Origin of the sequence: Mesorhizobium sp. M0276, from assembly GCF_040321755.1 — a bacterium.
Lineage (GTDB): Bacteria > Pseudomonadota > Alphaproteobacteria > Rhizobiales > Rhizobiaceae > Mesorhizobium.
In genome coordinates, this window is record NZ_JAMYSC010000003.1 from 209,512 (window position 1) to 231,416 (window position 21,905).

The window sequence follows — 21,905 nt, forward strand, 5'->3', positions numbered from 1 at the left end:
TGTGATTAGATCTCTGTCGGCCGGCGGCCGATGAGGGAAGCTCGCTCGCCGGATATCAAACCGCCGTACGCTTGAGGCGATGGTCCAGCGCTTCGGAAACGAGGTCGTTAAGAATTCGGTGCGGCTTGCTTGCCCTTGCTGTGTGGGTGCGCGCATGGACGGTGGCAATCTCGCGTGCCAGATCGCCATTGAGCCCCAAGGCATCCAGTGTTTCCGCGCTCATCATCATTTCCTCCGAGCGCCGCGTTCCGTGCTGCGTCAACCGGTCGAAATGGTACGACGCGATCTTCGGCCAGCCGAGCCCGGGGTAACTCGAAGAGAGTGAGGCGAGGATGATGTCGAAGCATCCTGAGGCTTCGGCAGCGAGAAGTGTCTCAACCGTAATCGCCTCTAAACCCTTTACGAACAGGGATCGGACCATCTTGATGGCGGCGGCGGCGCCCGGCCCTGTGCCAACTATCTGGCCATTGAAACCAATCGCCTCGAGCAGGGGCCAGAGCTTTTCCACTGTAGGTCCGGCGATACACACAGGCGTTCCATGCCCATTGGGATGGACTGGCGCCATGACGGCCATATCGAGGTAAGCGGCACCGCGCCCGGTAATGACCTCCGAGGCTTGGCGCTTAACTGCCGGTGCAACGGAGTTGATGTCGATGATGGTCTGGCCGGGCTTGATGTCTTGCGCGGCGGATTCAGTGGCGGCCAGACACTGCGAAGCTGTGACGGCTGAAAAAATCCAGTCACAGCCGTCATAGCCATGAGGACCCGGCAGGATCGCGATACCACGCCCGTCCATTGCTTCGCGCATGCCCTGCGATCGGTCAGGATCGGTCAGGACAACATCCCATGCAGCGAAGTGCATCCCGGATTGCCTTGCGACGAGTGAATCGGCGAACGCCCTTGCCGCCTCGCCAAATCCGAGAAATCCAATTTTGCTGGGTCGCTCAGGTGAAGACGGTTCCATCCATCAACTTTCTCGCGGTCGAGATGACGGCTGCGCTCTCAAAACCTGCCTCACCGATCCTCACAGACAGATCGAGTATCCCGGATGGGTGGTCGATGGTGACTGCCTTTTTGTCACCGGATGGCACAACGGCGATGTCGCTTCCGACCGCCCCCGGTAACAAGCAAGCCGTCGCCACTGACACAGCCCCGAATACACCAATGGATTTATGGCATCGATGCGGAATGAATGTGCGTGTCGAGACGCTGGCGCCCGACCGCGAGGGGCTGACCAAAGTCATCTTGGGAACCGGCCGGTCCGAGACATCGCCGAGCTTCATGAGTGGCCCCGCCTTCAACCGGATGGCCTCCAAGGCAGTCCGAAGCTTTTTGTCGGCCTCCAGTTCGGCCGGTGCTTCATGTCCGCTGATCCCCAGGTCCGCAGCTCGAATTATGACGCACGGCATTCCATTGTCGATGAGGGTGACGCTGATGCCGTCGATCACATCAGTCACGTTGCCGGTTGGCAGAAGGGCGCCGCAGGTCGAACCCATCGTATCGCGAAACTCGATCGGGACGCCGGCGGCCGTGCCCGGCACACCATCGAGCCGCGTTTCGCCTTCGTACTCGACCGTCCGGCCGGGCGTTGACACCCGGACCACCGCCGTCTGCTGCGTGTTTTCCAGAAAGATCCGGACCTGCGTTTCGCCATCTTGCGGCTTCACCAATCCTCTCTCCAGCGCAAACGGTCCTACACCCGCGAGGATGTTGCCGCAGTTCTGGCCATCCGAGACAATCGGTCGATCTACAAAAACCTGGAGAAACAGATAATCCACATCGATGCCGGGACGCTGCGAGGGCCTGATAACCGCCACCTTTGACGTTAACGGGTCGGCACCGCCCATCCCGTCGATCTGGCGAACATCCGGCGATCCCATGATCCGCAGAAGCAGGCGGTCCCGCTCGCCCCGGTCCGCGGGCAGATCATCAGCCAGGAAATAGCCACCCTTTGAGGTGCCGCCACGCATCCACATCACCGGGATCGCGCTAGACATATTTGATGCCCTTCGCAGCCAGGCTTTCCCGCATGCCATAGATATCAAGGCCAAGCTCACCTGCTGCCAGCCGCCGCCGTTTCTCCGCCTCGTTTACAAGGCGCGTTTTGGCCGATTGCAGCACACCGTCTGCTTCTTCGCGCGCCACAATGCAGACCCCGTCGTCATCGGCAATGACAACATCGCCGGCATTGACCAACTGACCTGCGCAAATGACAGAAACATTGACCGACCCGAGCGTGGCCTTGACCGTACCTTGGGCGTGGACCGTCCGCGACCAGACCGGGAAGTCCATTTTCTTCAGATCACCGATATCCCTGACGCCTGCGTCGATTATCAGGCCCACACCACCCCTCGCCTGCATCGATGTCGCCAAAAGATCGCCGAAAAATCCGTCCTCGCATGCCGACGTCGGCGCCAGCACCAGGATGTCACCCTGCTTGATTTGCTCGATGGCGACATGGATCATCAGATTGTCGCCGGGCGGGCATGAGATCGTCACGGCCGATCCCGCGATCGCGCTGCCGGGAAAGATTGGCCGCAAATGGGGAGCGAGCAATCCTTTGCGGCCTTGCGCTTCGTGGACAGTCGCCACCCCGCATTGCGCCAGTGCCTTTACCGTTTGAGGGTTTGCACGGCTGATATTTTGAACGACGATGCCACTCATCACAGTTCGTCCCTGGTTTCGGGAAATACCGCCTGGAAGCCTTCCGCATATTGGCAGTTCCGTCCGCCGGACTGTCCTCCGGAATTACGCGTGAAATGGTTGGCGCGATTCATGGCCAGCCGAGTATAATATTCCCAGAGATGCTCCTGGCCTTCCATGCACTCGATGGCGCGGCGCTTCTTGTCCCACACAGCGGTGATGTCGAGGAAAACCGAGGGCTTCCAACCCATTTGTTCGGTCTGGTGAGGTTCAAAGAGATAGAGCTGTGGCGAGCCAAGGACCTTCTGCCCGGGATTGTGTCCCCAGGCCTGAGCAATCATGCGCGTTTCAAGAGCGACCTGGGTCGCATACATGTGATCGGTATTGTACGGATCATATTGCGAATGGGAGAGCATGAATGCGGGCTGCACGTCGCGAATGATGTCAACGAGCTGATATTTCTCCTCCTGCGACATCTGCAGCGGATAATCACCAAAGTCCAGGCAGATCAGGCTCTTGACGCCAAGGACCGTCGCAGCTTTCTCGGCCTCCCTACGTCTCGCGCTCTTGACCTTCTGGAGATCCATTCCCGGCTGTTTCCACAGCTTGGCGCTCTCACCTCTTTCGCCAAATGACAGGCACACGACTGTCACGTCATACCCTTTGTTGGCATGGAGGGCGATGGCACCACCACATCGCCAGACAAAGTCTGCGGCGTGCGCTGAAATGATCAGTGCGGTCTTCGTCATTCAGGATTCTCTCTATCGCTGGCAGGCGTTCCGTGCGTGTGGAACGTTTCGATCGTCTTTAGGCCCCAAGCCTGGCCGCGCTTGCGTTCGCTCTCGGTCCAGACCACCGGGGTCCAGTCGGGTGCCAGGATCAGCCTTGCACCGGAATTGGCCAACTCGACCCGGTTTCCAGCCGGCTCCCAGACATAGAGAAAGAAGGTTCCTTGAACGGCATGCTTGTGGGGGCCGGTTTCGATATGAACCCCGTTCTGCAGGAACACGTCGGCGGCTCGCAGGACATCTTCCCGCTGATCGGTCGCGTAAGTGACGTGATGGAGGCGGTTCGAGCCTTTCCCATGCTCTTCTGTGCAGGCGAGATCATAGGTCTTGTTATTGACTGTAAACCAGCTGCCGCCGAGGCGACCATTATCAAGCAGGATTTGCTCGGTGACCCTTGCCCCCAGGCAGGTGATCATGAACTCCTGGAATTCCGCAACATTTTCCGCGAGCAGGTTGACGTGATCGAGGCGGCGGGGGAACGCTCCGGAAAAATGGCTTGCGGTATTTTTCAGTGCCGGCACATCATCGCCTGTTGGCGTGTACCAGCTTGTCTCCCAGTAGATCTCGAACATATGGCCGAACGGGTCGCGAAACCGAAAGGCAGGACCATGTGCCTCGTTTCCTTCCGTCCACCCCAGGCTTTCAAACCGACTGTCCTCGATCGCGGCGACACGGCGGTGAAGCGCCTGTTTTGAGGATGCCCGGTAGGCCACATGGCCAATGCCGGCTGTCTGATGGCGCGTCAGTTTCACAGTATGGAACTCATAGTCGTCCCATGCCCGCAGATAGGCGCCGTCATCGGCCAGGCGGCTAAGCCGGAGCCCATAGATCCTCGTAAAAAAATCAAGGCTTTCGTCGAACCGGTCTGTGTAAATCTCGACATGGCCGAGATGGGCGACATCAAAGCAGGGCTCACCGTCAACACTCATCCCACCCTCCGATGCACCGCTACAGAAGCATTGGCTGACATGCCGGTTCTGCCCTGTTAGCTGGATAATCCGACCGTGCTACCGTGCCCAATTAATTTGCAGCGACATCGATAAGTTTCACGGTCGGCGGACAGCCTCCGGTGTTCGCCTTCTGACCGGTGGGAGGTGGGGAGAGCCTGAAAATCCGCAGTTCCCCGACGGCTCCTACGCCGACGATGATGGCATGTCTCCCACAGACGCGTTCAAACCGGCGGGCGCGAGCCTGTCACCGGCCGATAGAAGATCACCCGCACCGACGGAACAAACTGGTTGAGATAATCGAAATCCTGAACATTGCCGGTCAGGACCGTCGCGCTCAGCAGACCGGCTGGTGAAAGATCAGCCGCAGCGCAGCAAGGCCTGAAGCGCATGCTTGTTCCGACAGCCTGTCCAAGCCGGTCGAAATAGCGGGCGGGCGGGATCGAGCAGTTGGTACGGGAAGCGGAACCCGGAAGGAGACAACGACGATCGCGATAGCGGGATACTGACGGCGCAGCATGCGTAGCCGGTCGATTTGAGTTTTGGGCAGATCGCTCGTGTAAAGCCGTCCAGCTTTTCGGCCCAAGCTTGCCCCACCATCAGGGACGCGAATGCGCGGGCAGTTCTGAGGAAATAGCGACAGGCCATTCGAGTTTAATGGTCTCGCCGACAGCCGGAATGCTGCACGGTACCCTTCCAAAGACCAAACGCGCCCGGCTAATTGACGAAAATTCAAAAAGTCTCGGAACCGGTTAGGCAATTGCCCTCGATGGCTTTTCCCAATCCAGCATAATATGCCAAATCAAAGCCCCCTTTTCGGCAGAGCATGCCATCTGGGTGCATGGATTCTACGGCGATTGGTTGTTGATTCGGCGCAAGATGCCAGCGTTCGAACTGTATACGAGCCCAGATGGGCGCTTCAGCGCCTGAAAGGGTAGACAAGCGCTTCGCCTGAACTCAGCTTGAAATAAATGCACTTTATAGCGCCGTGCCGCACTTCACGATTTGGAAGGCAGTCAATTGCGAGGATCCCGAGCAATGCGTCTCGTTTATGCAGTGAAGGTCAGCGCGTCCACTTAATGCCAGCTTATCTCATCGACACCAAGGACCTACGCCATGAAACTGACAGACTTCAAAGCCCTGACCTTTGACTGCTATGGTACGCTGATCGATTGGGAATCGGGCATGTTCGAGGGCCTCAAGCCCTTGACCCGCCGACTTCCGAGGGCATTATCGAGGAACCAAGTGCTCGAGGCACATGCCCGTCACGAATCGTCCCAGCAATTGCAGACGCCCGCCAAGAACTACCGCGATCTTCTGCCGATCGTCTACAGGCGTTTAGCCGAAGAATGGGGCATTTCGGTTTCATGGGCTGAATGCATAGCATACGGCAAGTCGGTGAAGAATTGGCCGGCGTTCACCGATTCCGCGGGCGCCCTGCAATACCTCAAGCGTCACTACAAGCTGGTCATTCTGTCGAATGTCGACAATGAGAGTTTTGCCGCGAGCAACGAAAAGCTCGAGGTCGAGTTCGACGCGATCTACACCGCGGAAGATGCCGGCTCCTACAAACCTTCAGATCGCAACTTCGAATACATGATCAAGAAGCTGGAGACGCTGGGCATCCAGAAGCACGAGATCCTACACACTGCTGAAAGCATGTTCCACGACCACGGGCCGGCGAACCGTCACGGCCTCGCCTCTTGCTGGATCTATCGTCGCTACAATCAGGAAGGCTTCGGAGCTACCATGCATCCGGGCAACATGCCGAAATACGAGTTCCGGTTCGATAGCATGGCCGATCTCGCCAAGGCTCATCAGGAAGCTCTCCGGGGCTGATTCTATAAAGGTTGCGCGAGAATGGCTGGATTACCGAAACTAGACCGGATCGATATCAATATTCTCGCGCAACTGCAGCAAAATGGGAGGCTCTCGAACGTCGATTTGGCTGAATTGGTGGGATTGTCACCAAGCCCCTGCCTGGCACGAGTAAGGCGCCTGGAAGAAGCTGGTTATATTGTAAGCTACAACGCCCGCCTCCATTTGTCCAAACTCGTCGATCACCTTACAGTATTCACTGAGGTGACGTTGAACGATCACAGACGCGAAGATTTCATTAAATTCGAGGCCGATATTCGCAGATACGAAATGCTCCAGGAGTGCCATCTGGTCAGCGGCGGCTATGACTATCTACTCAAATTCGTCAGCAAGAATGTTTCCAGTTATCAGGAACTTATGGAATCGATTCTCGATCGCAACATCGGCGTTGAAAAATACTTCAGCTATATCGTTATCAAAACCATCTTCGACCGCGGAACCGTTCCGTTGAAGTCACTGATCAACGAGGGTTGATCACATAAGCTATTTTTTTGGGATTGAGGCGTTCACGCCGCAACACCGCGGCAAGGGAAGGACCTGGCTTTAAGCGGCCCGCTTCGGCCAAGTGAATCGGGCGGTCCAGCACAATGTGCGTCCCTGCTGCCTGATACGGCACAAAACTTGGTTCCCGATGCCAGAACCGCAGCGACAATTCGGAGGGGCATTGCCAGCATGATGGATAAACCAATCATGAGGTGACGAAATGCTGTCGAACAGCCTGATAGAAGATGATCGTGCTCATCTCATCCATCCTGTCACCTCCCTTCGCGCGCACGAACAGCGCGGCGTCACCATGTTGCAATCAGCCAAAGGCTGCTTCGTCACCGATGCGTACGGCCACACGTTGCTTGACGGGTTTGCCGGCCTTTGGTGTGTGAACGCGGGTTATGGACAGGAGAGCATCGTCGAGGTCGCGATGGAGCAGATGCGGCGGCTGCCCTACGCAACCGGCTATTTCCATTTTGGCAGCGAGCCTGCAATCCGGCTTGCCACGAGGCTGGCGGAAGTTACGCCTGGCGACCTGAACCACGTGTTCTTTACGCTCGGCGGTTCGGACGCCGTCGACACCGTCGTGCGAATGGTACGCTACTACAATAATGTGCGCGGTCTGACGCGCAAGAAGCACTTCATCAGTCTCGAACGCGGTTATCATGGCTCCAGTTCGAACGGCGCCGGCCTGACGGCGCTTCCGATCTTCCACGACAAGTTCGATCTGCCGCGCTCATGGCAGCACTACATCCCCTCGCCCTACCCCTATCGCAACGTTGTGGGACAAGATCCCGCGGCTATCACCGCAGCATCAGTGCAGGCCCTGAAGGACAAGATTCACGAGATCGGCCACGAGAACGCCGCCGCGTTTATATGTGAGCCGGTCCAGGGTTCCGGAGGCGTAATCGTGCCGCCTACAGGCTATCTAACGGCCATGCAAGCAGCTTGCCGCGAGCTCGGAATTCTCTTCGTCGTTGATGAAGTCATTACCGGTTTCGGCCGCACGGGGCCGATGTTCGCGTGCGAGCATGAAGGTATTGAACCGGATTTCATGACTGTCGCGAAGGGCCTTACCTCCGGCTATGTGCCCATGGGCGCCGCAATCGTTTCCGACCGCGTCTATGAGATCATCGCCGACGGAACGGCCGACGGGTCGGCGTTCGGCCACGGTCTGACCTATTCCGGGCATCCGGTAAGCGCTGCAGTCGGGCTTGAGGTCATGCGGCTCTACCAGGAAGGCGGCCTCCTGGAGAACGGCAGGCGGGTTGGCGAGTATTTTGGACGAAGATTGAGGGAGTTTCGCGATCACCCGCTGGTCGGCGATGTACGCTCTGTCGGCCTGCTGGGCGCCATTGAACTCGTTGCCGACAAAGAAACGAAACGCAAGCCCTCGAGAGACGCGCGAGTCGGTCCACGCCTGTTCGACGCCGGCTACAACAATGGTCTGATCTTCCGCGCTTTTGGCGATGACACGATCGGTTTCGCTCCTCCCCTTTGTATCACCGAAAGTGAGGTGGACCTGTTGATCGAACGGCTCGACAAGACACTCGACTTGGCCCTGGACTTCAAGGACCTATGAGCAGTCCAAATCAAAGATTTAGTCACAACCTTGTCTGGTTGGATGCCAATTCCAATGAATGACCCCACTATGGACCACATCGAAGAGGTGCTTGCCCATCTGCCGCAGGAGATCGTCACGCGCGATCAGGATATCATATCCGCCTACACGACCGACTTTCGCCGGCACTATGTCGGCCGCACGACCGCGGTTTTGAGGCCGCGAAATACGGAGCAGGTGCAGCACATCGTCCGCGCTTGCGCCGAACGCCGTGTCCCGCTCGTCCCGCAGGGCGGCAATACCAGCTATTGCACCGCGGCCACGCCGAGCGACAAGGGCGACGAACTTGTCGTCAGCCTCGAAAGAATGAACACCGTGCGGGACCTCGATCCGGCGAATCTGTCGGTTTCGGCAGATGCCGGCATCATCCTCAGCGACCTTCAACAGGTCGCAGCCGATGCCGACCTCTTGCTGCCGCTGGCGCTCGGCTCGCAGCAGTCATGTCGCATTGGCGGCAATCTTTCGACCAACGCGGGCGGAATCTCCGTCTTGCGGTACGGGATGGCCCGCGATCTCGTCCTCGGTCTCGAAGTCGTGCTTCCCGACGGTAGCCTCTATAGCGAACTCAACCCTTTACGGAAGAACAACTCCGGCTATGACGTCAAGCAGTTGTTCATAGGCGCCGAGGGCACCCTGGGCATCATCACTGCCGTATCGCTGAAGCTCGCGCGAAAACCGCGACAAACGGTGACGGCGTTTCTTGCCATTGACGACGTCGAGAGCCTGGCAAAAATCCTCGCTGCAGCGCAGGTTCGAACCGGCGAGCAAATCACGTCATTTGAGTACATATCTGACTCTTCGTTGCAGCTGCTTCTGGACGCAAAGGCAGACCTTCGTCGTCCCTTGCAAGGGAAGAGCCGGCATTACGTTCTGCTGGAAGCAGCGACGGCCTCGCCTGTGCTCAACCTTGAAGAGACCGTCACCGGACTGCTCGGCGAACTTTTCGAACATGGCCTGATCACGGACGGGACCATGGCCTCGAGCGGCCAGCAGCGTGCGGAGTTCTGGCATCTCCGCGAAAGCATACCGGAGGCGGAGGTTCACCACGGCGGTTCGGTCAAACATGACGTAGCTGTGCGCACGTCGCGGCTGGCGGCCTTCATCGAAGCGGCATCACGACTAGTCGAACAGAATGCTGAAGGCGCCGTTGCTTCAGTCTATGGCCACGTTGGTGACGGGAATGTCCACTTTAACTTGGTCCCCCCCGTTCTATCCGACAAGGGTGAGTTCAAAAGTCGGCTTGCACAGGAAATCTCACCGCTGATCTATCAACTCGCGGCCGAAATGGAGGGTACGTTTAGCGCCGAGTACGGTATAGGTCGCGTGAAGATGGATTTGCTGGAGCGATATGGTGCGCCAGGCAAACTGCGCGTCATGAGGGATATAAAGGCCGCCTTGGATCCGTACGGCATCATGAACCCCGGCAAAGTCATGGCAAAGCTTTAAGGGAACGACATTCCTGTTGTCTGAGTGAGTGTTTGGCCGCGAAATTTTGCCTTACCTACTGGAGCTGCTGGATAGATTCCGCCAGGCCAGCCGGAACCGACAAAACGTCGTTGCGGCCCGATTCACTTACATTTCCGGCGCAGGGACCGGGATCTGCCGGCGACGTCTCCCCAAGAAACCGCACTATCGGAGTGGGCAGTCCAAGCAGCCCCTTTCTTAGACCCTGCACCGACTAAGAATCCTTTCAAGGTTGCCATTAACAGCCGGCACATTTGCAACGATCGACCTGCCTGAACGGCAGGTGCCGCCGTGGTGCCGGACCACATCGGTCAAACATGCCGCCCTGCAGCCGTATCGTTAATACGGCTCATCAAGCGCGGATCTAGCAGCGAGCCAACAACAGCAACCAGACGGGAAGAGCCCAAGGATGGCGGAGCCGGAGCGGCCTGGGAAGAGATGCGGTTCTACGGGCAATTTTGTAGAATTCATCGATATTCAAAAGACCTACGATGGTGAGACTCTCGTCGTCAAAAACCTCAACCTGTCGATACGCCATGGCGAGTTCCTGACGCTGCTGGGGCCATCGGGTTCTGGCAAGACGACGTCTCTCATGATGCTCGCCGGCTTCGAAGTGCCAACCCAGGGACGCATCGAGCTTGACGGACGTCGCATCAACGACCTGGCTCCGCACAAGCGCGATATTGGCATGGTTTTCCAGAACTATGCCCTCTTCCCGCATATGACGGTTGAGGAGAACCTCGCATTTCCGCTCCAGGTGCGTCGGATGCCAAGGGCCGATATTGACAAGAAGCTCGAGCGCGCACTCGAAATGGTGCAGCTCACCCAGATGCGCAGACGCCGGCCATCCCAGCTTTCCGGTGGGCAGCAGCAGCGGGTCGCCCTGGCTCGCGCACTCGTATTCGATCCGAAACTGGTCCTCATGGACGAGCCGCTGGGTGCGCTTGACAAACAACTGCGAGAGCACATGCAGATCGAGATCAAGCACATCCACGAGCAACTTGGCGTCACAGTTGTTTACGTCACACACGATCAGTCCGAAGCTCTCACGATGTCGGATCGGGTGGCTGTGTTCAACGACGGCATCGTCCAGCAACTGGCGCCTCCGGCCGACCTTTATGAAAGACCTGAGAACGCTTTCGTCGCTCAGTTCATCGGCGAAAACAACAAACTGACTGGAGTCGTTTCATCGCTGAACGCCGGCGAATGCGTCGTCGATGTCAATGGAAATGGTGACGTTCGCGCGCTGCCGATCAGAGCCCATGTGCCCGGAAACAAAACGACGCTGTCGCTTCGACCCGAGCGGGTGCGCATCAATCCGACCGCTGGAGCATGTGCCAACCTGTTCGACGCCCGCGTCGAAGAGCTGATCTACTTGGGTGATCACACCCGCGCTCGGGTCTCGGTCCTTGGCTCCAACGATTTCATCATCAAACTGCCCAATGCCGAAGGCGTGCCAGACCTGACACCCGGATCGCGGATCCGGGTCGGCTGGAAACCCGAGGACTGCCGGGCTCTCGACTGTAGCTGACGGCGTCAAAAGGCAACGCCGGCCGCAAGTGTAATCGAGAGGTGGCCACAACGACCGTCGTCACGGCGGAAGAACGCCCGGTAAGAGGCGATGCAGCCGGTTTGTCCGGCCAATTCAACGGGAACCAGAATGAATCAAAGGGGAATCGAAATGAAAAGTGAAATCTCTATCAATCTGATCGCTTCAGCCGTGGCGGCATGCGTACTTGGCTGCCAATCTGCAAAGGCCGCGGAACCTCTGACGATCGTCTCGTGGGGCGGGGCTTATTCGGAGAGCCAACGGAAAGCCTATTATGAGCCCTACACCAAGCAAGCGGGCGTCAAGATCACCGAAGAGGAATACGATGCCGAACTTGGCAAGCTGAAGGCCATGAAGGAGGCTGGGAACGTCACATGGGACGTAATTGACGTCGATTCATCGCATGCGCTCTCTGGCTGTGACGAAGGCCTGTTCGAAAAGCTCGACTATTCGAAGATCGATGACACGTCGAAATTCTTGCCAGGTACGGCATTGGATTGCGCCGTTGGCACGATCGCGTATTCGACGATTTTCGCGTTCAACGCCGATGTCTACAAGGACCATCAGCCGTCTTCCCTGGCGGACCTGTTCGACACGAAGAAATATCCTGGCAAGCGGGCACTGCTGAAGAAGCCTTTCGGTAACTTGGAATGGGCACTGCTGGCAGACGGCGTTCCGGCCGGCGACGTCTACAAGGTCTTGGCCACACCCGAAGGCGTCGATCGCGCCTTCAAGAAGTTGGACACCATCAAAAGCGATGTCGTTTGGTGGGAGGCGGGCGCGCAGCCACCCGAATTGCTGGCCAATGGCCAGGTTGTCATGACGAGCGCCTTCAACGGCCGCATCGGCAATGCCATAAAGGAGGGTAAGAACTTCAAGATCGTCTGGGATCGGCAGGAGTTCGACTGGGATTACTGGGCAATCCCCGCTGGCAGCAAACATGTTGAGGGCGCTTACGACTTCATCAAGTTCGCCAGCGATCCAAAGAACATGTCACAGCAATCGAAGTACATCGCCTACGCGCCTACGCGTGTCGAGGCCATTGCCATGGTCGATCCCAAGATTGCGCCGACCTTGCCGACCTATCCGGACAATATGAAGACGGCAGTCACGACGGACGTTCAGTTTTGGGCCGACAACAATGAGGATCTGACCAAGCGCTTCAACGCTTGGCTGGCACAATAAAGCGATGCCGCGCCGCGCCGGACAGGGCACTGTCCGGCGCCTCATTGTGTTCAACAAGGCGATCCCGACGAATGTCCCTGGCAGAGACTGCGCTGATACAACCCTTCAATGGTGTTGCGCTTAAAACCAAGCTGGCGCGCGCCGAGCGGAAGCAGAAGCTGATGGCTGTGGGCCTGGTGCTTCCACTCTTCCTGTTCATCGTCATAACCTTCCTGTCCCCGCTGCTGGTCATGACCTTCAACAGCGTCGAAAACCAAGAGACGTTCGGTCGCCTGGATCGAACGCGCGAAGCGCTTGCGATGTGGAGCGGTCAGGACCTGCCTGACGAGGCCGGCTTCGCCGCTTTGGCCGCCGACCTCAGGATTGCCGGGGAGCAGCGGCTCGCCGGCGAAATAGCCAAGCGTATCAATTATGAGTTCGCGGGGGCCCAGTCGAAATTCAAGACAATTACGCGCAAAGTTGCGGCAATGAAGACGGGACCTTATCGGGAAGCCTTCCTGTCCACGGATGCAGCTTGGGGCGATCCCAGACTATGGCGCATCATCAAGGGCGCCTCCGGCAGATATACTCCATACTACTGGCTATCCGCAGTCGATCTTCGCCAAGGCGCCAACGGTATCGAGCGGGTGCCTGCAAATCAGGCTGTGTTCCTCGACGTCTACGGCCGCACCTTTTGGATTGCCGGTCTGGTGACCAGCCTTACCCTGGCTCTCGGCTTCCCGGTCGCCTATCTGCTGGCAACGCAGCCGGCGAGCCGCGCCAATGTGCTGATGATCTTCGTTATGCTGCCATTTTGGACTTCTCTTCTGGTGCGCACCACCGCTTGGTTCGTACTGCTCAGGAACGAAGGCCCGCTGAACGATCTCGCCCAGTTGTTGATCGGCAGCCGGTTCGACATGATATTCACGCGCTTTGCCACCATTCTCGCCATGACGCACATCCAGCTGCCTTTTACGCTGCTGCCGATTTACAGCGTGATGAAGACGATCCCACCAAGCCATGTACGGGCGGCCCGCTCGCTCGGCGCGGGGCCATTTCTGGCCTTCTGGCGTGTGTATTTCCCGCAGACCGTGCCCGGCATTGCCGCTGGCTGCCTCCTGACTTTCATTCTGTGCCTGGGCTACTACATCACGCCGGCACTCGTCGGCGGACCACGCGATCAGATGGTCAGCAACTACGTGTCCTACTATATGAATAACATCATCAATTTCGGGCAGGCGTCCGCCTTGGGCGCAACGCTTCTTATCGCCACGCTGGTGCTCTACTGGGCCTATAATCACCTGGTCGGCATCGACAAGATGAAGCTGGGATGATCGCGATGGCGCCTCTTCCGCTGCTCGGACTGCCACCTTATGCCTCGACCCTGGAGCGCGCTTGGCGGCTTTTCTTCTTCGCCTTTTGCGGTCTGGTCCTGCTTTTCCTGATCTCGCCGATCGTGATCGTTCTGCCCATCAGTTTCAACGCTACGCCGTTCCTATCCTTCCCGAAGGGCGATTGGTCATTGCGATGGTATGAGGACTTCTTTTTCAATGACCGCTGGACGACGGCCGTCAAGAACAGCGTCATCATCGCGTTCTTCAGCACCATTCTTTCGACCTCCCTTGGAACGTTGGCAGCGCTGGGATTGTCACGACCCAATTTTCCGGCCCGGGCTGCGGTCATGGCGGTGCTGATCTCGCCGATGATCGTGCCCGTGGTCATCACGGCCGCAGCGCTCTTCTTCTTCTATGCCAATCCGCTAATGGTCACGTCGCAGCCCATCATCATCCTGAACAACACCTATACCGGCGTCATTCTGGCCCACACGCTTCTTGCGACCCCCTTCGTCGTGATCACCGTCACGGCGACCCTGACTGGTTTCGATCAGTCGCTAATCCGAGCCGGCGCGAGCCTCGGTGGATCGCCTGCCCTGGTCTTCCGCAGGGTGATGTTGCCGCTCATCGCGCCTGGCGTCATTTCCGGCGCCCTCTTCGCCTTCGTCACCTCTTGGGACGAAGTAATTTGTGTCCTCTTTATCGGCAGTTCGGACCAGCGCACACTGCCTCGCCAGATGTTCAGCGGAATTCGTGAAATGATCAGCCCCACCATCACTGCGGCAGCCACCGTGCTGATCGCTCTAGCAATTGTCATGCTGGTGACGGTAGAACTGTTGCGCCGCCGTACAGAGCGGCTGAGGGGCATCACGACGTAGGATTCGAATTTCAGGCGACCATCGGTATTTTGAGTAGTCGTCCTCGAATCTCCGCTTCGATGGCAGGATCCGGCGCCGCAGGTGGTTCACAGGCGATCGACGTCTGTAGATACGTCTCGGCGATTGCCGCCGCGTCGCGGCGGAACTTGGCGACCGACACACAGCGCCCCTGTTCCAGCCAACCCGCGCTATGCAGAATGAAGTCCGCTCCGGAGACCACCGATGCCGCCAGGACGCGTGCGCCCTCGCTTCCGGCCTGCGCATCGTCCACCTTCGCAGATGTGACCGCCCCATCACCGCGCGAGGGGATCCCAAGTCGTCGGGCGAGTTCGGATGAATAAAGTTGTACCAGCTGTGAGGCGGGATCTCCGAAATTCGGCTGCATGCTTCTCATATCGAACGGCCAGGCGAGAATTCCCATGACCACGGGGGCGCCCGGCCGCCAAAGCTGCGTCAGCGCCAATCCCGGAAGCACCTCGGCGTAACCCTGAACAAGCGATCCGGCAATCGTTATGGGGCTCGTCGCTCCCATCATCATGTAGGAGGAGATCATCGCAGCCTCGCCGGCCCGGGCGATGATACGGAGGCATTTCAAAGGATTTTCCCAGTAGGTCAGCGGTGGGGTGCAGTTAACCAGATGAAGCAGATTGCAGGCGCCTGTTTGCGGCGGCCGCTGGAACGACGCCGCCGCCAGATCGATATACTCCAACGCAATCTCAGGGGATGCGATACTGCCCATGAATGGTTTGTCAGAGCATGTCAGGTGCGCGAGCAGCATTTCGAGGGGACGGGAAACCTCTGGCACATCATCCATGACGCAGACCATGTGCCCCGTATTAGTGAGCCCGGGGGTTTCATGGGCAATCGCAAGAAGCTGACGATAGATGTCTCTCGAACCTTTGACCCGTTGCCCACTCTCCAAAAGAACATCCGGTGCGCCGTAAATTGGGGCGAAGCCCGTACATGCCGGGCCCCCTATGATCGTATCGCGATCGGGATTCCGGGCCCTCAGCCGAAAACTGGACGGCGCGCTTCTACGAATAATCTGGCGAAGTGCGGATCCGTCGAAACGTACAATTTCGCCATCAACCACACCACCCGCTCGTCTCAATTGCTCGATGGTTTCAGGATCGTTTTGGAATTGAATTCCGACTTCCTCGAGAATCTGGTCTGCCGCCTTTTCAATCGCATCAAAGGCCGCCGCATCTGTTGCCGGCAAAAAGCGTCTCGCCAGATACTCCGAAAGCTCGCGTTGCTGGTCGCCAGTATGACTTTTCATGCCCGAATCCCAAGATATGCCTTCGCGCAAAACCATGAGCAGACTTCGCGCAAGCAGGATGACCTATTTGCGGTGAAAACTAGAATGTGCGCGCCCATGCAATGGGCCCAACCGGGATACCATCTTACCTTCCTCCCGCGAGGCAGTGATGTCCGTTCGCGCTAAGTGACAGCTTTGGCTACCAGTCCTCACTACAGAAAGGTTTCTTCGAGGAGCCTTGGGCTGGCGCGCCGAGCAGGCTGGGCGGTCCGGTCAACCTTCAGGACATCATCAGCAGCCAATCGCCATCGTCTGGCTTCTCCTACCAGCCGAAACGAACCTGCTCACAGATCAGTCCGTGCGACGAGGCAAATTGGTATTTGGACAACTGCTCGCGGGGCGGAAACTCGATGGCGACAAAGACGGCATTCCATATGAAAGCCTAAGCTGAGTACAATCCCTTGACGGACCGGTTCCGATTTGCAGCCGAGCTATGTTCGATAAGTGCTTACGCAGTGCCAATCAGCGTCAAAGCGCCTTTTGCAACTCCGGCAGGATGACGAAGAGGTCGCCCACGAGGCCGTAGTCGGCAACCTGGAAGATCGGCGCTTCCTCGTCCTTGTTGATGGCGACGATGACCTTCGAATCCTTCATGCCGGCAAGGTGCTGGATGGCTCCGGAGATACCGACCGCAATGTAGAGGTCAGGCGCCACGACCTTGCCGGTCTGGCCGACCTGCCAGTCGTTCGGCGCATAGCCGGCGTCGACCGCGGCGCGGGAAGCGCCGACGGCTGCACCGAGCTTGTCGGCCACCGGCAGGATGACCTCCTGGAATTTTTCCGAGGAACCCAGTGCACGACCACCTGAGATGATGATCTTGGCCGACGTCAGTTCCGGACGGTCGGTCTCCGACAGTTTGTTCTCGACGAAGGCGGAGAGGCCGGGATTGCTTGCCGCCTTGACGGTCTCGACCGCCGCCGAGCCGCCCTCGGGCGCTGCCTGGAAGGAGGCGGTGCGCACGGTGATGACCTTCTTGGCGTCGCTCGACTGCACCGTCTGAATGGCGTTGCCGGCATAGATCGGCCGCTTGAAAGTGTCGGGCGAGACCACTTCGATGATCTCGGACACCTGCGCGACGTCGAGCAGGGCAGCCACGCGCGGCGCGACATTCTTGCCCGACGAGGTCGCCGGCGCGATGATGGTGTCGTAGGCGCCTGCCAGCGACACGACGAGTGCCGCTGTCGGTTCGGCGAGACGCTCGGCGAGTTCGTCGGCTTCCGCGAGCAGCACCTTGGTCACGCCCTTCAGCTTGGCGGCAGCATCGGCAGCGCCCTTGGCGCCCTTGCCGGCCACCAGCACATGCACGTCCGAACCGATCTGCAGGGCCGCCGACAGCGCCTTGGCGGTCTGGTCGGAAAGGGTGGCGTTGTCGTGTTCGGCGATGAGGAGAATTGCCATTTTATCTGTTCCTTTCCCGATCGCTCACAAAACGCCGGCTTCGTTCTTCAGCTTGTCGACCAGTTCGGCGACGCTCTTGACCTTGACGCCCGCCTTGCGGCCACCTGGCTCCTCGGTCTTGATGACCCTGAGGCGTGGCTTGACGTCGGCGCCGTAGTCGGCGGGCGATTTCTCGTCGAGCTGCTTCTTCTTGGCCTTCATGATGTTGGGCAGCGAGGCATAGCGCGGCTGGTTGAGGCGAAGGTCGGCGGTCACGATCGCCGGCATCTTCAATTCCACGGTCTGCAGGCCGCCGTCGACCTCGCGCGTCACCTTGGCATGATCGCCGTCGATCACGACCTTGGAAGCGAAGGTGCCCTGCGCCCAGCCCAGAAGCGCCGCCAGCATCTGGCCGGTCTGGTTGGAATCGTCGTCGATCGCTTGCTTGCCGAGGATGACGAGGCCGGGCTGTTCTGCCTCGACGACGCCCTTCAGCACCTTGGCGACGCCGAGCGGCTCGGTCTGCTCGTCGGTCTTGACCAGAATGGCGCGGTCGGCGCCCATGGCGAGCGCGGTGCGCAGGGTTTCCTGCGCCTGCTGCGGGCCGATCGAAACAACGATGATCTCTTCCGCCTTGCCGGCTTCCTTCAGCCGGATTGCTTCTTCCACCGCGATCTCGTCGAACGGGTTCATCGCCATCTTGACGTTGGCGAGTTCAACCGCCGAACCATCGGCCTTCACGCGAACCTTCACATTCGCATCCACAACCCGCTTCACGGGCACAAGGATCTTCATTTGCTATCTCTCGAGTTTAGGTGGATCGTCGGCCGGAGCCGGTCCAATTGGTTTAGAGCCTTTCATAAGCCTTGACCGTTCGGAGCCACAGCTGTTCGTAAGCTGCATCTGTCATGTAGGCCGCATGGGCGGTTAACGTGACATTGTTCAGTGAAACGTAAGGGCTGCCTGCGGGGAGCGGCTCTTCTGGAAACACATCCAGTGCTGCATGCCCAATCTGCCCTTCGGCCAACATCTGCAACAGTGCCGCTTCCTCGATCAGACCGGCGCGCGCCGCATTGACGAGAATAAATCCCCTCTTTGGAAGGAGCAGTCGACGAGCGTACAGAATTCCAGCCGTTTCCGGGTTGAGGGACAGATGCAAGGAAACGACGCTTGCATTGTCTAATGCTTCATCGAGATCCGCAACAAAGCCTGGGTGATCACGGGCAGTTCGGTTCCAGGCTGCCACCTCCATACCAATTCCGCTCGCAAGGTCCGCCATGCAGGCTCCGATCCCACCTAGGCCGAGCACTGCAATCTTCTGTCCCATCAACTGCAATCCGCCCACCGGCGACCAGACCCCGGAGCGTATCGTTCGGTCCATCTCGGCTATTTTACGCGCTGCTGAGAACATCAGACCGAATGCGTGCTCGGCAACTGATCGATCTCCGTATCCAGGGGTGGTGTAAACCTGCACACCGCGTTTTGCTGCGTCATGCAGATCGACGTATGTTCCTGCCCCCGTACCCATGAAAATGATCGCCCGGATTGAGGGACAAGCATCGAGAACAGCTGGTGGAACAACCGTGTGCTCGACGAGGAGCACTTCGGCCTGCGCGCTCATTGCCACGACGTCTGCTTGCGTGGGGTTCCCTTCGTTGATCGTGATCGCACCCGGCACCGGCAACTTGCGGTCCTTTATGACGCGGGCCAATTCTTCAGTACAATCGACAAATATCGCGCCCATGCGACTTCTCCCTGAGGTGGCGTTCAGCCACCTCCCAGCCGAGTCCGGCCTAATCTAGAGGTTGTCTCCGGCCTCGGCCGCAGTTCGGATCACCTGAAGGCACTACGCGGCGGCAGACACCTTGTCGGCATTCAACGCGTCGGCGAGGATGGCAGTGGCCTCGTCGAGTTCTCCATCGGAGAGGGTGACGGGCGCCAGGAAGCGAACAATGTTGCGATTAACCCCACACTTGATCACAAGCAGCCCCCGCTCGCGAGCCCGCTCCATGACCTGTTGCGCACGATCTGCATCGGGCCTCTTGGTCACGCTGTCCGACACGAACTCGATTGCGCGCATAAACCCGACGCCACGCACGACGCCAATGTCGGCGTGCTCTGCCTTGAGCGCATCAAGGGCGGCGGACAATTTCGTGCCCAAAGTTGCGGCGCGCTCGATAAGTCCGTCTTCTTCGAAGGCGTCGAGAACCGCCAGTGCTGCAGCGCATGCGATTGCATTGCCACCATATGTGCCACCGAGTCCACCGGGAGCGGGTGCATCCATGATCTCGGCCTTGCCGACGACGCCCGAGATCGGAAAGCCACCGGCCAGGCTCTTCGCGACCGTGACCAGGTCGGGCTGAATCTCCGCGTGCTCAAAGCCAAAGAGCTTCCCGGTGCGACCGAACCCGGTTTGAATTTCGTCGGCGATGAGGACGATGCCGTGGCGCTGCGTTATCTCTCTGAGAGCACGCAGGAACTCTGGTGGAGCCTGCAGGAAGCCGCCGTCGCCCTGCACGGGTTCAATGATGATGGCGGCGACGCGATCGGGCGCGACCTCAGTGGCGAACACTTCCTCGAGCGAGGCAATGGCGCCTTCTGTCGTGATGCCGCGATAGCTATCAGGATAGGCCGAATGGAAGACCTCGCCAGCAAAGGGGCCGAAATTCTGCTTGTACGGCTGAGCGAAGCCGGTGAGCGTTACTCCAAGCAGCGTGCGCCCATGGAAGCCGCCGCGAAAGGAAATCACGCCTGGGCGGTTGGTGTAGGCGCGCGCAATTTTTATGGCGTTTTCCACGGCTTCTGCGCCGGTCGTGAGGAATACGCTTTTGTATGCTGCACCCTTGCCGATCAGCTTGTTGAGTCGCTCCGCCAGAACAATGTAAGGCTCATACGCTGCCACCTGGAAGGCTGTGTGAGTGACGCGCTTGAGTTGCTCCTGGACCGCCGCAATCACCCGGGGATGGTTGTGGCCAACATTGAGGACGCCAATGCCTCCAACAAAGTCGAGATAGCGGCGACCGGCGGTGTCCCAGATGTGAGCACCTTCGGCCCGATCTACGATGATCGGGTGTGCCGTCAGCAGGCCCCTGGGGATATTGTTCGAGCGGGCCGTCAGAAGTTCATCTTGGCTGCGCTGGTTCGAAGACATGGGTTTTCCTTCCATCATGGAGTGACTGTGTCGGGACAAGGCGTCGGAAACCAGCCGGGTCAGATCCTCTGGCGGATCAGCCGAATGCTTCGAACGTCCCGACCACTGGCTTGTCCCCACTCGCGTCGAGGACGCACGCGCGGCCTGGAGACACATTTTCTGTCGTAATGCCCAATGCTGCGATGTCAGGTGGAATTTCGGCATTCAGCGCAAAGCTGGCCGCCAGCCGCGCCGCTGCCGCTCCGCCCATCACGCCATTACCACCCTGCCCCGCCAGCCAGATGAAGCTAGGCTCTTGGGCGTCGCGTCCGATAACCGGCTCATGGTCGGGAGCGAATGTCCGCAGCCCGCCCCATTTGTGCTTTACGGTGCGAACCTCCATCGTCGTATAGGTATGGATCCGATCAATAGCGATCGCCACTTCCAGTTCATCTGCTTGCGCATCGCAGGGCTCGGACATCGCCATATCGACTGGCGACACCATGATCCGGCCGGCTTCCGGCTTGAAATAGAACGTCTCGGCGACATCGAAAGTCATCGGCCAACTCTGTATGGAACTGCCCGAGGGAGGGTCGAACACGACCGCGGTCCTGCGGAACGGGACCACATTTCGATAGGGCAGCCCCGCAAGCGACGCGATCTCCTGGACCCAGCCTCCAGCGGCATTGACGATCACCGGCGCTTCAAAGGACCCGCTTGGTGTGGATATCCTCCAAACGTTGCCTGAACGCTCCAACACTTCGACCTTCCCGTTTGTGACCAGCCGCCCGCCTCGCGCCCGAAGCACTTTCAGATAGCCGGTCAGGAGGGCGTTTGTGTCGATGTCCATACAGTCCGGCTCATAAAGCGCAGAGACAAATTCGCTTGTCCTGATAACCGGGCAGAATCGCAAAGCTTCTTCCGAAGAGGTCAGCTCGATTGATGCGCCTCTGCTCAGAAGCTCATCCGCCTGCGCGGCGAGCTGCGCTTGCTCGCCATCGCGGGCAAGGAAGAGCGCGCCGCGGGGCGTGACGAGCGGGACGTCCGTAAAACCGTCTGGGGGCGTCTCGAGAAAAGCTCGGGATGCGGTGACAAGCCGGCTCCAAAGGGCCGGGCCATAGTTTTCCGACATCACGGCCGCAGATCGGCCGGTGGAATGATACCCCGGCGACGACTCCATCTCGAGAACGATGACTTTGCCTTGCAAGCTCAGCTCGTAGGCGACTGAAGCGCCAGCGATGCCAGCACCAACAACAATGAAGTCTGCTGTCTCTACACTCATCTTTGTTCCTCAAGCCGTTGTTTTGCGTTCGGACGGGTGCCCGCGA

General features: G+C 58.7%; 20 protein-coding genes. 8 read left to right on the plus strand and 12 right to left on the minus strand.

Going from position 1 to position 21,905, the window contains the following annotated elements; translation table 11 throughout:
- Positions 1-55: 55 nt before the first annotated feature.
- From NKJ01_RS04250 to NKJ01_RS04275, 6 genes are all read right to left on the minus strand, one after another.
- Positions 56-964, minus strand: a complete 909-nt coding sequence (locus NKJ01_RS04250) for an NAD(P)-dependent oxidoreductase (RefSeq protein ID WP_352726386.1) — start codon at positions 962-964, stop codon at positions 56-58.
- Positions 945-1,997: a 4-oxalomesaconate tautomerase gene (locus NKJ01_RS04255; RefSeq protein WP_352726388.1), complete on the minus strand. Its 1,053-nt coding sequence runs from the start codon at positions 1,995-1,997 to the stop codon at positions 945-947. The genes NKJ01_RS04250 and NKJ01_RS04255 overlap by 20 nt, the downstream gene beginning before the upstream one ends.
- Positions 1,990-2,664 (minus strand): 4-carboxy-4-hydroxy-2-oxoadipate aldolase/oxaloacetate decarboxylase, encoded by a 675-nt coding sequence (locus NKJ01_RS04260; RefSeq protein WP_352726391.1) that lies wholly within the window; start codon positions 2,662-2,664, stop codon positions 1,990-1,992. The genes NKJ01_RS04255 and NKJ01_RS04260 overlap by 8 nt, the downstream gene beginning before the upstream one ends.
- Positions 2,664-3,392: a PIG-L deacetylase family protein gene (locus NKJ01_RS04265; protein WP_352726393.1), complete on the minus strand. Its 729-nt coding sequence runs from the start codon at positions 3,390-3,392 to the stop codon at positions 2,664-2,666. Before NKJ01_RS04265 ends, NKJ01_RS04260 begins: the two co-directional genes overlap by 1 nt.
- Positions 3,389-4,360 (minus strand): VOC family protein, encoded by a 972-nt coding sequence (locus tag NKJ01_RS04270; RefSeq protein ID WP_352726395.1) that lies wholly within the window; start codon positions 4,358-4,360, stop codon positions 3,389-3,391. The genes NKJ01_RS04265 and NKJ01_RS04270 overlap by 4 nt, the downstream gene beginning before the upstream one ends.
- Before the next feature lie 242 nt (positions 4,361-4,602).
- Positions 4,603-4,770 (minus strand): hypothetical protein, encoded by a 168-nt coding sequence (locus NKJ01_RS04275; protein WP_352726397.1) that lies wholly within the window; start codon positions 4,768-4,770, stop codon positions 4,603-4,605.
- 724 nt (positions 4,771-5,494) lie between these two features.
- On the opposite strand from NKJ01_RS04275, the gene NKJ01_RS04280 reads away from it, so the two are divergent.
- The 8 genes from NKJ01_RS04280 (at position 5,495) to NKJ01_RS04315 (ending at position 14,752) form a co-directional block, all read left to right on the plus strand.
- Complete coding sequence (locus NKJ01_RS04280) at positions 5,495-6,217, plus strand: haloacid dehalogenase type II (protein ID WP_352726399.1); 723 nt, start codon at positions 5,495-5,497, stop codon at positions 6,215-6,217.
- A 21-nt stretch (positions 6,218-6,238) separates the two neighbouring features.
- Complete coding sequence (locus NKJ01_RS04285) at positions 6,239-6,730, plus strand: Lrp/AsnC family transcriptional regulator (protein ID WP_023704365.1); 492 nt, start codon at positions 6,239-6,241, stop codon at positions 6,728-6,730.
- Positions 6,731-6,959: 229 nt separating this feature from the next.
- Complete coding sequence (locus tag NKJ01_RS04290; RefSeq protein WP_352726401.1) at positions 6,960-8,324, plus strand: aminotransferase class III-fold pyridoxal phosphate-dependent enzyme; 1,365 nt, start codon at positions 6,960-6,962, stop codon at positions 8,322-8,324.
- Between the two features lie 69 nt (positions 8,325-8,393).
- Positions 8,394-9,809 (plus strand): FAD-binding oxidoreductase, encoded by a 1,416-nt coding sequence (locus tag NKJ01_RS04295; RefSeq protein ID WP_352726403.1) that lies wholly within the window; start codon positions 8,394-8,396, stop codon positions 9,807-9,809.
- 427 nt (positions 9,810-10,236) lie between these two features.
- Positions 10,237-11,358, plus strand: coding sequence for an ABC transporter ATP-binding protein (locus tag NKJ01_RS04300; protein WP_352726405.1), 1,122 nt, complete (start codon positions 10,237-10,239; stop codon positions 11,356-11,358).
- Between the two features lie 150 nt (positions 11,359-11,508).
- On the plus strand, positions 11,509-12,561 hold the full coding sequence (locus tag NKJ01_RS04305; protein WP_352726407.1) for a polyamine ABC transporter substrate-binding protein: 1,053 nt from the start codon (positions 11,509-11,511) through the stop codon (positions 12,559-12,561).
- Positions 12,562-12,632: 71 nt separating this feature from the next.
- Positions 12,633-13,874 carry an ABC transporter permease gene (locus NKJ01_RS04310; protein WP_352726409.1) on the plus strand — a complete coding sequence of 414 codons (1,242 nt, stop codon included), beginning with the start codon at positions 12,633-12,635 and terminating at the stop codon, positions 13,872-13,874.
- Complete coding sequence (locus NKJ01_RS04315) at positions 13,871-14,752, plus strand: ABC transporter permease (protein WP_352726411.1); 882 nt, start codon at positions 13,871-13,873, stop codon at positions 14,750-14,752. Before NKJ01_RS04310 ends, NKJ01_RS04315 begins: the two co-directional genes overlap by 4 nt.
- Before the next feature lie 10 nt (positions 14,753-14,762).
- On the opposite strand, the gene NKJ01_RS04320 is transcribed toward NKJ01_RS04315, so the two are convergent.
- The 6 genes from NKJ01_RS04320 to NKJ01_RS04345 all read right to left on the minus strand — a co-directional run bounded on the left by NKJ01_RS04320 (position 14,763) and on the right by NKJ01_RS04345 (position 21,859).
- Positions 14,763-16,031 carry a trimethylamine methyltransferase family protein gene (locus tag NKJ01_RS04320; protein ID WP_352726413.1) on the minus strand — a complete coding sequence of 423 codons (1,269 nt, stop codon included), beginning with the start codon at positions 16,029-16,031 and terminating at the stop codon, positions 14,763-14,765.
- 507 nt (positions 16,032-16,538) lie between these two features.
- Complete coding sequence (locus NKJ01_RS04325; RefSeq protein ID WP_352726415.1) at positions 16,539-17,468, minus strand: electron transfer flavoprotein subunit alpha/FixB family protein; 930 nt, start codon at positions 17,466-17,468, stop codon at positions 16,539-16,541.
- A gap of 24 nt (positions 17,469-17,492) precedes the next feature.
- The gene (locus NKJ01_RS04330; RefSeq protein ID WP_352726418.1) at positions 17,493-18,242 is read right to left on the minus strand and encodes an electron transfer flavoprotein subunit beta/FixA family protein; all 750 of its coding nucleotides are present in this window, start codon (positions 18,240-18,242) and stop codon (positions 17,493-17,495) included.
- A 52-nt stretch (positions 18,243-18,294) separates the two neighbouring features.
- The gene (locus tag NKJ01_RS04335; RefSeq protein WP_352726420.1) at positions 18,295-19,191 is read right to left on the minus strand and encodes an NAD(P)-dependent oxidoreductase; all 897 of its coding nucleotides are present in this window, start codon (positions 19,189-19,191) and stop codon (positions 18,295-18,297) included.
- Between the two features lie 102 nt (positions 19,192-19,293).
- Positions 19,294-20,598 (minus strand): 4-aminobutyrate--2-oxoglutarate transaminase, encoded by a 1,305-nt coding sequence (gabT, locus tag NKJ01_RS04340; protein ID WP_352726422.1) that lies wholly within the window; start codon positions 20,596-20,598, stop codon positions 19,294-19,296.
- Positions 20,599-20,674: 76 nt separating this feature from the next.
- Positions 20,675-21,859: an NAD(P)/FAD-dependent oxidoreductase gene (locus NKJ01_RS04345; RefSeq protein ID WP_352726425.1), complete on the minus strand. Its 1,185-nt coding sequence runs from the start codon at positions 21,857-21,859 to the stop codon at positions 20,675-20,677.
- Positions 21,860-21,905 lie beyond the last annotated feature (46 nt).

What these genes read in the sequence shown, in the direction of transcription:
- NKJ01_RS04280 (WP_352726399.1), top strand. Translation starts at nt 5,495, where the DNA reads ATGAAACTGACAGACTTCAAAGCCCTGACCTTTGACTGCTATGGTACG.
- NKJ01_RS04295 (WP_352726403.1), top strand. Translation starts at nt 8,394, where the DNA reads ATGGACCACATCGAAGAGGTGCTTGCCCATCTGCCGCAGGAGATCGTC.
- NKJ01_RS04285 (WP_023704365.1), top strand. Translation starts at nt 6,239, where the DNA reads ATGGCTGGATTACCGAAACTAGACCGGATCGATATCAATATTCTCGCG.
- gabT (WP_352726422.1), bottom strand. Translation starts at nt 20,598, where the DNA reads ATGTCTTCGAACCAGCGCAGCCAAGATGAACTTCTGACGGCCCGCTCG.
- NKJ01_RS04320 (WP_352726413.1), bottom strand. Translation starts at nt 16,031, where the DNA reads ATGAAAAGTCATACTGGCGACCAGCAACGCGAGCTTTCGGAGTATCTG.
- NKJ01_RS04305 (WP_352726407.1), top strand. Translation starts at nt 11,509, where the DNA reads ATGAAAAGTGAAATCTCTATCAATCTGATCGCTTCAGCCGTGGCGGCA.
- NKJ01_RS04315 (WP_352726411.1), top strand. Translation starts at nt 13,871, where the DNA reads ATGATCGCGATGGCGCCTCTTCCGCTGCTCGGACTGCCACCTTATGCC.
- NKJ01_RS04310 (WP_352726409.1), top strand. Translation starts at nt 12,633, where the DNA reads ATGTCCCTGGCAGAGACTGCGCTGATACAACCCTTCAATGGTGTTGCG.
- NKJ01_RS04300 (WP_352726405.1), top strand. Translation starts at nt 10,237, where the DNA reads ATGGCGGAGCCGGAGCGGCCTGGGAAGAGATGCGGTTCTACGGGCAAT.
- NKJ01_RS04270 (WP_352726395.1), bottom strand. Translation starts at nt 4,360, where the DNA reads ATGAGTGTTGACGGTGAGCCCTGCTTTGATGTCGCCCATCTCGGCCAT.
- NKJ01_RS04255 (WP_352726388.1), bottom strand. Translation starts at nt 1,997, where the DNA reads ATGTCTAGCGCGATCCCGGTGATGTGGATGCGTGGCGGCACCTCAAAG.
- NKJ01_RS04325 (WP_352726415.1), bottom strand. Translation starts at nt 17,468, where the DNA reads ATGGCAATTCTCCTCATCGCCGAACACGACAACGCCACCCTTTCCGAC.
- NKJ01_RS04265 (WP_352726393.1), bottom strand. Translation starts at nt 3,392, where the DNA reads ATGACGAAGACCGCACTGATCATTTCAGCGCACGCCGCAGACTTTGTC.
- NKJ01_RS04275 (WP_352726397.1), bottom strand. Translation starts at nt 4,770, where the DNA reads ATGCGCTTCAGGCCTTGCTGCGCTGCGGCTGATCTTTCACCAGCCGGT.
- NKJ01_RS04260 (WP_352726391.1), bottom strand. Translation starts at nt 2,664, where the DNA reads ATGAGTGGCATCGTCGTTCAAAATATCAGCCGTGCAAACCCTCAAACG.
- NKJ01_RS04290 (WP_352726401.1), top strand. Translation starts at nt 6,960, where the DNA reads ATGCTGTCGAACAGCCTGATAGAAGATGATCGTGCTCATCTCATCCAT.
- NKJ01_RS04330 (WP_352726418.1), bottom strand. Translation starts at nt 18,242, where the DNA reads ATGAAGATCCTTGTGCCCGTGAAGCGGGTTGTGGATGCGAATGTGAAG.
- NKJ01_RS04345 (WP_352726425.1), bottom strand. Translation starts at nt 21,859, where the DNA reads ATGAGTGTAGAGACAGCAGACTTCATTGTTGTTGGTGCTGGCATCGCT.
- NKJ01_RS04335 (WP_352726420.1), bottom strand. Translation starts at nt 19,191, where the DNA reads ATGGGCGCGATATTTGTCGATTGTACTGAAGAATTGGCCCGCGTCATA.
- NKJ01_RS04250 (WP_352726386.1), bottom strand. Translation starts at nt 964, where the DNA reads ATGGAACCGTCTTCACCTGAGCGACCCAGCAAAATTGGATTTCTCGGA.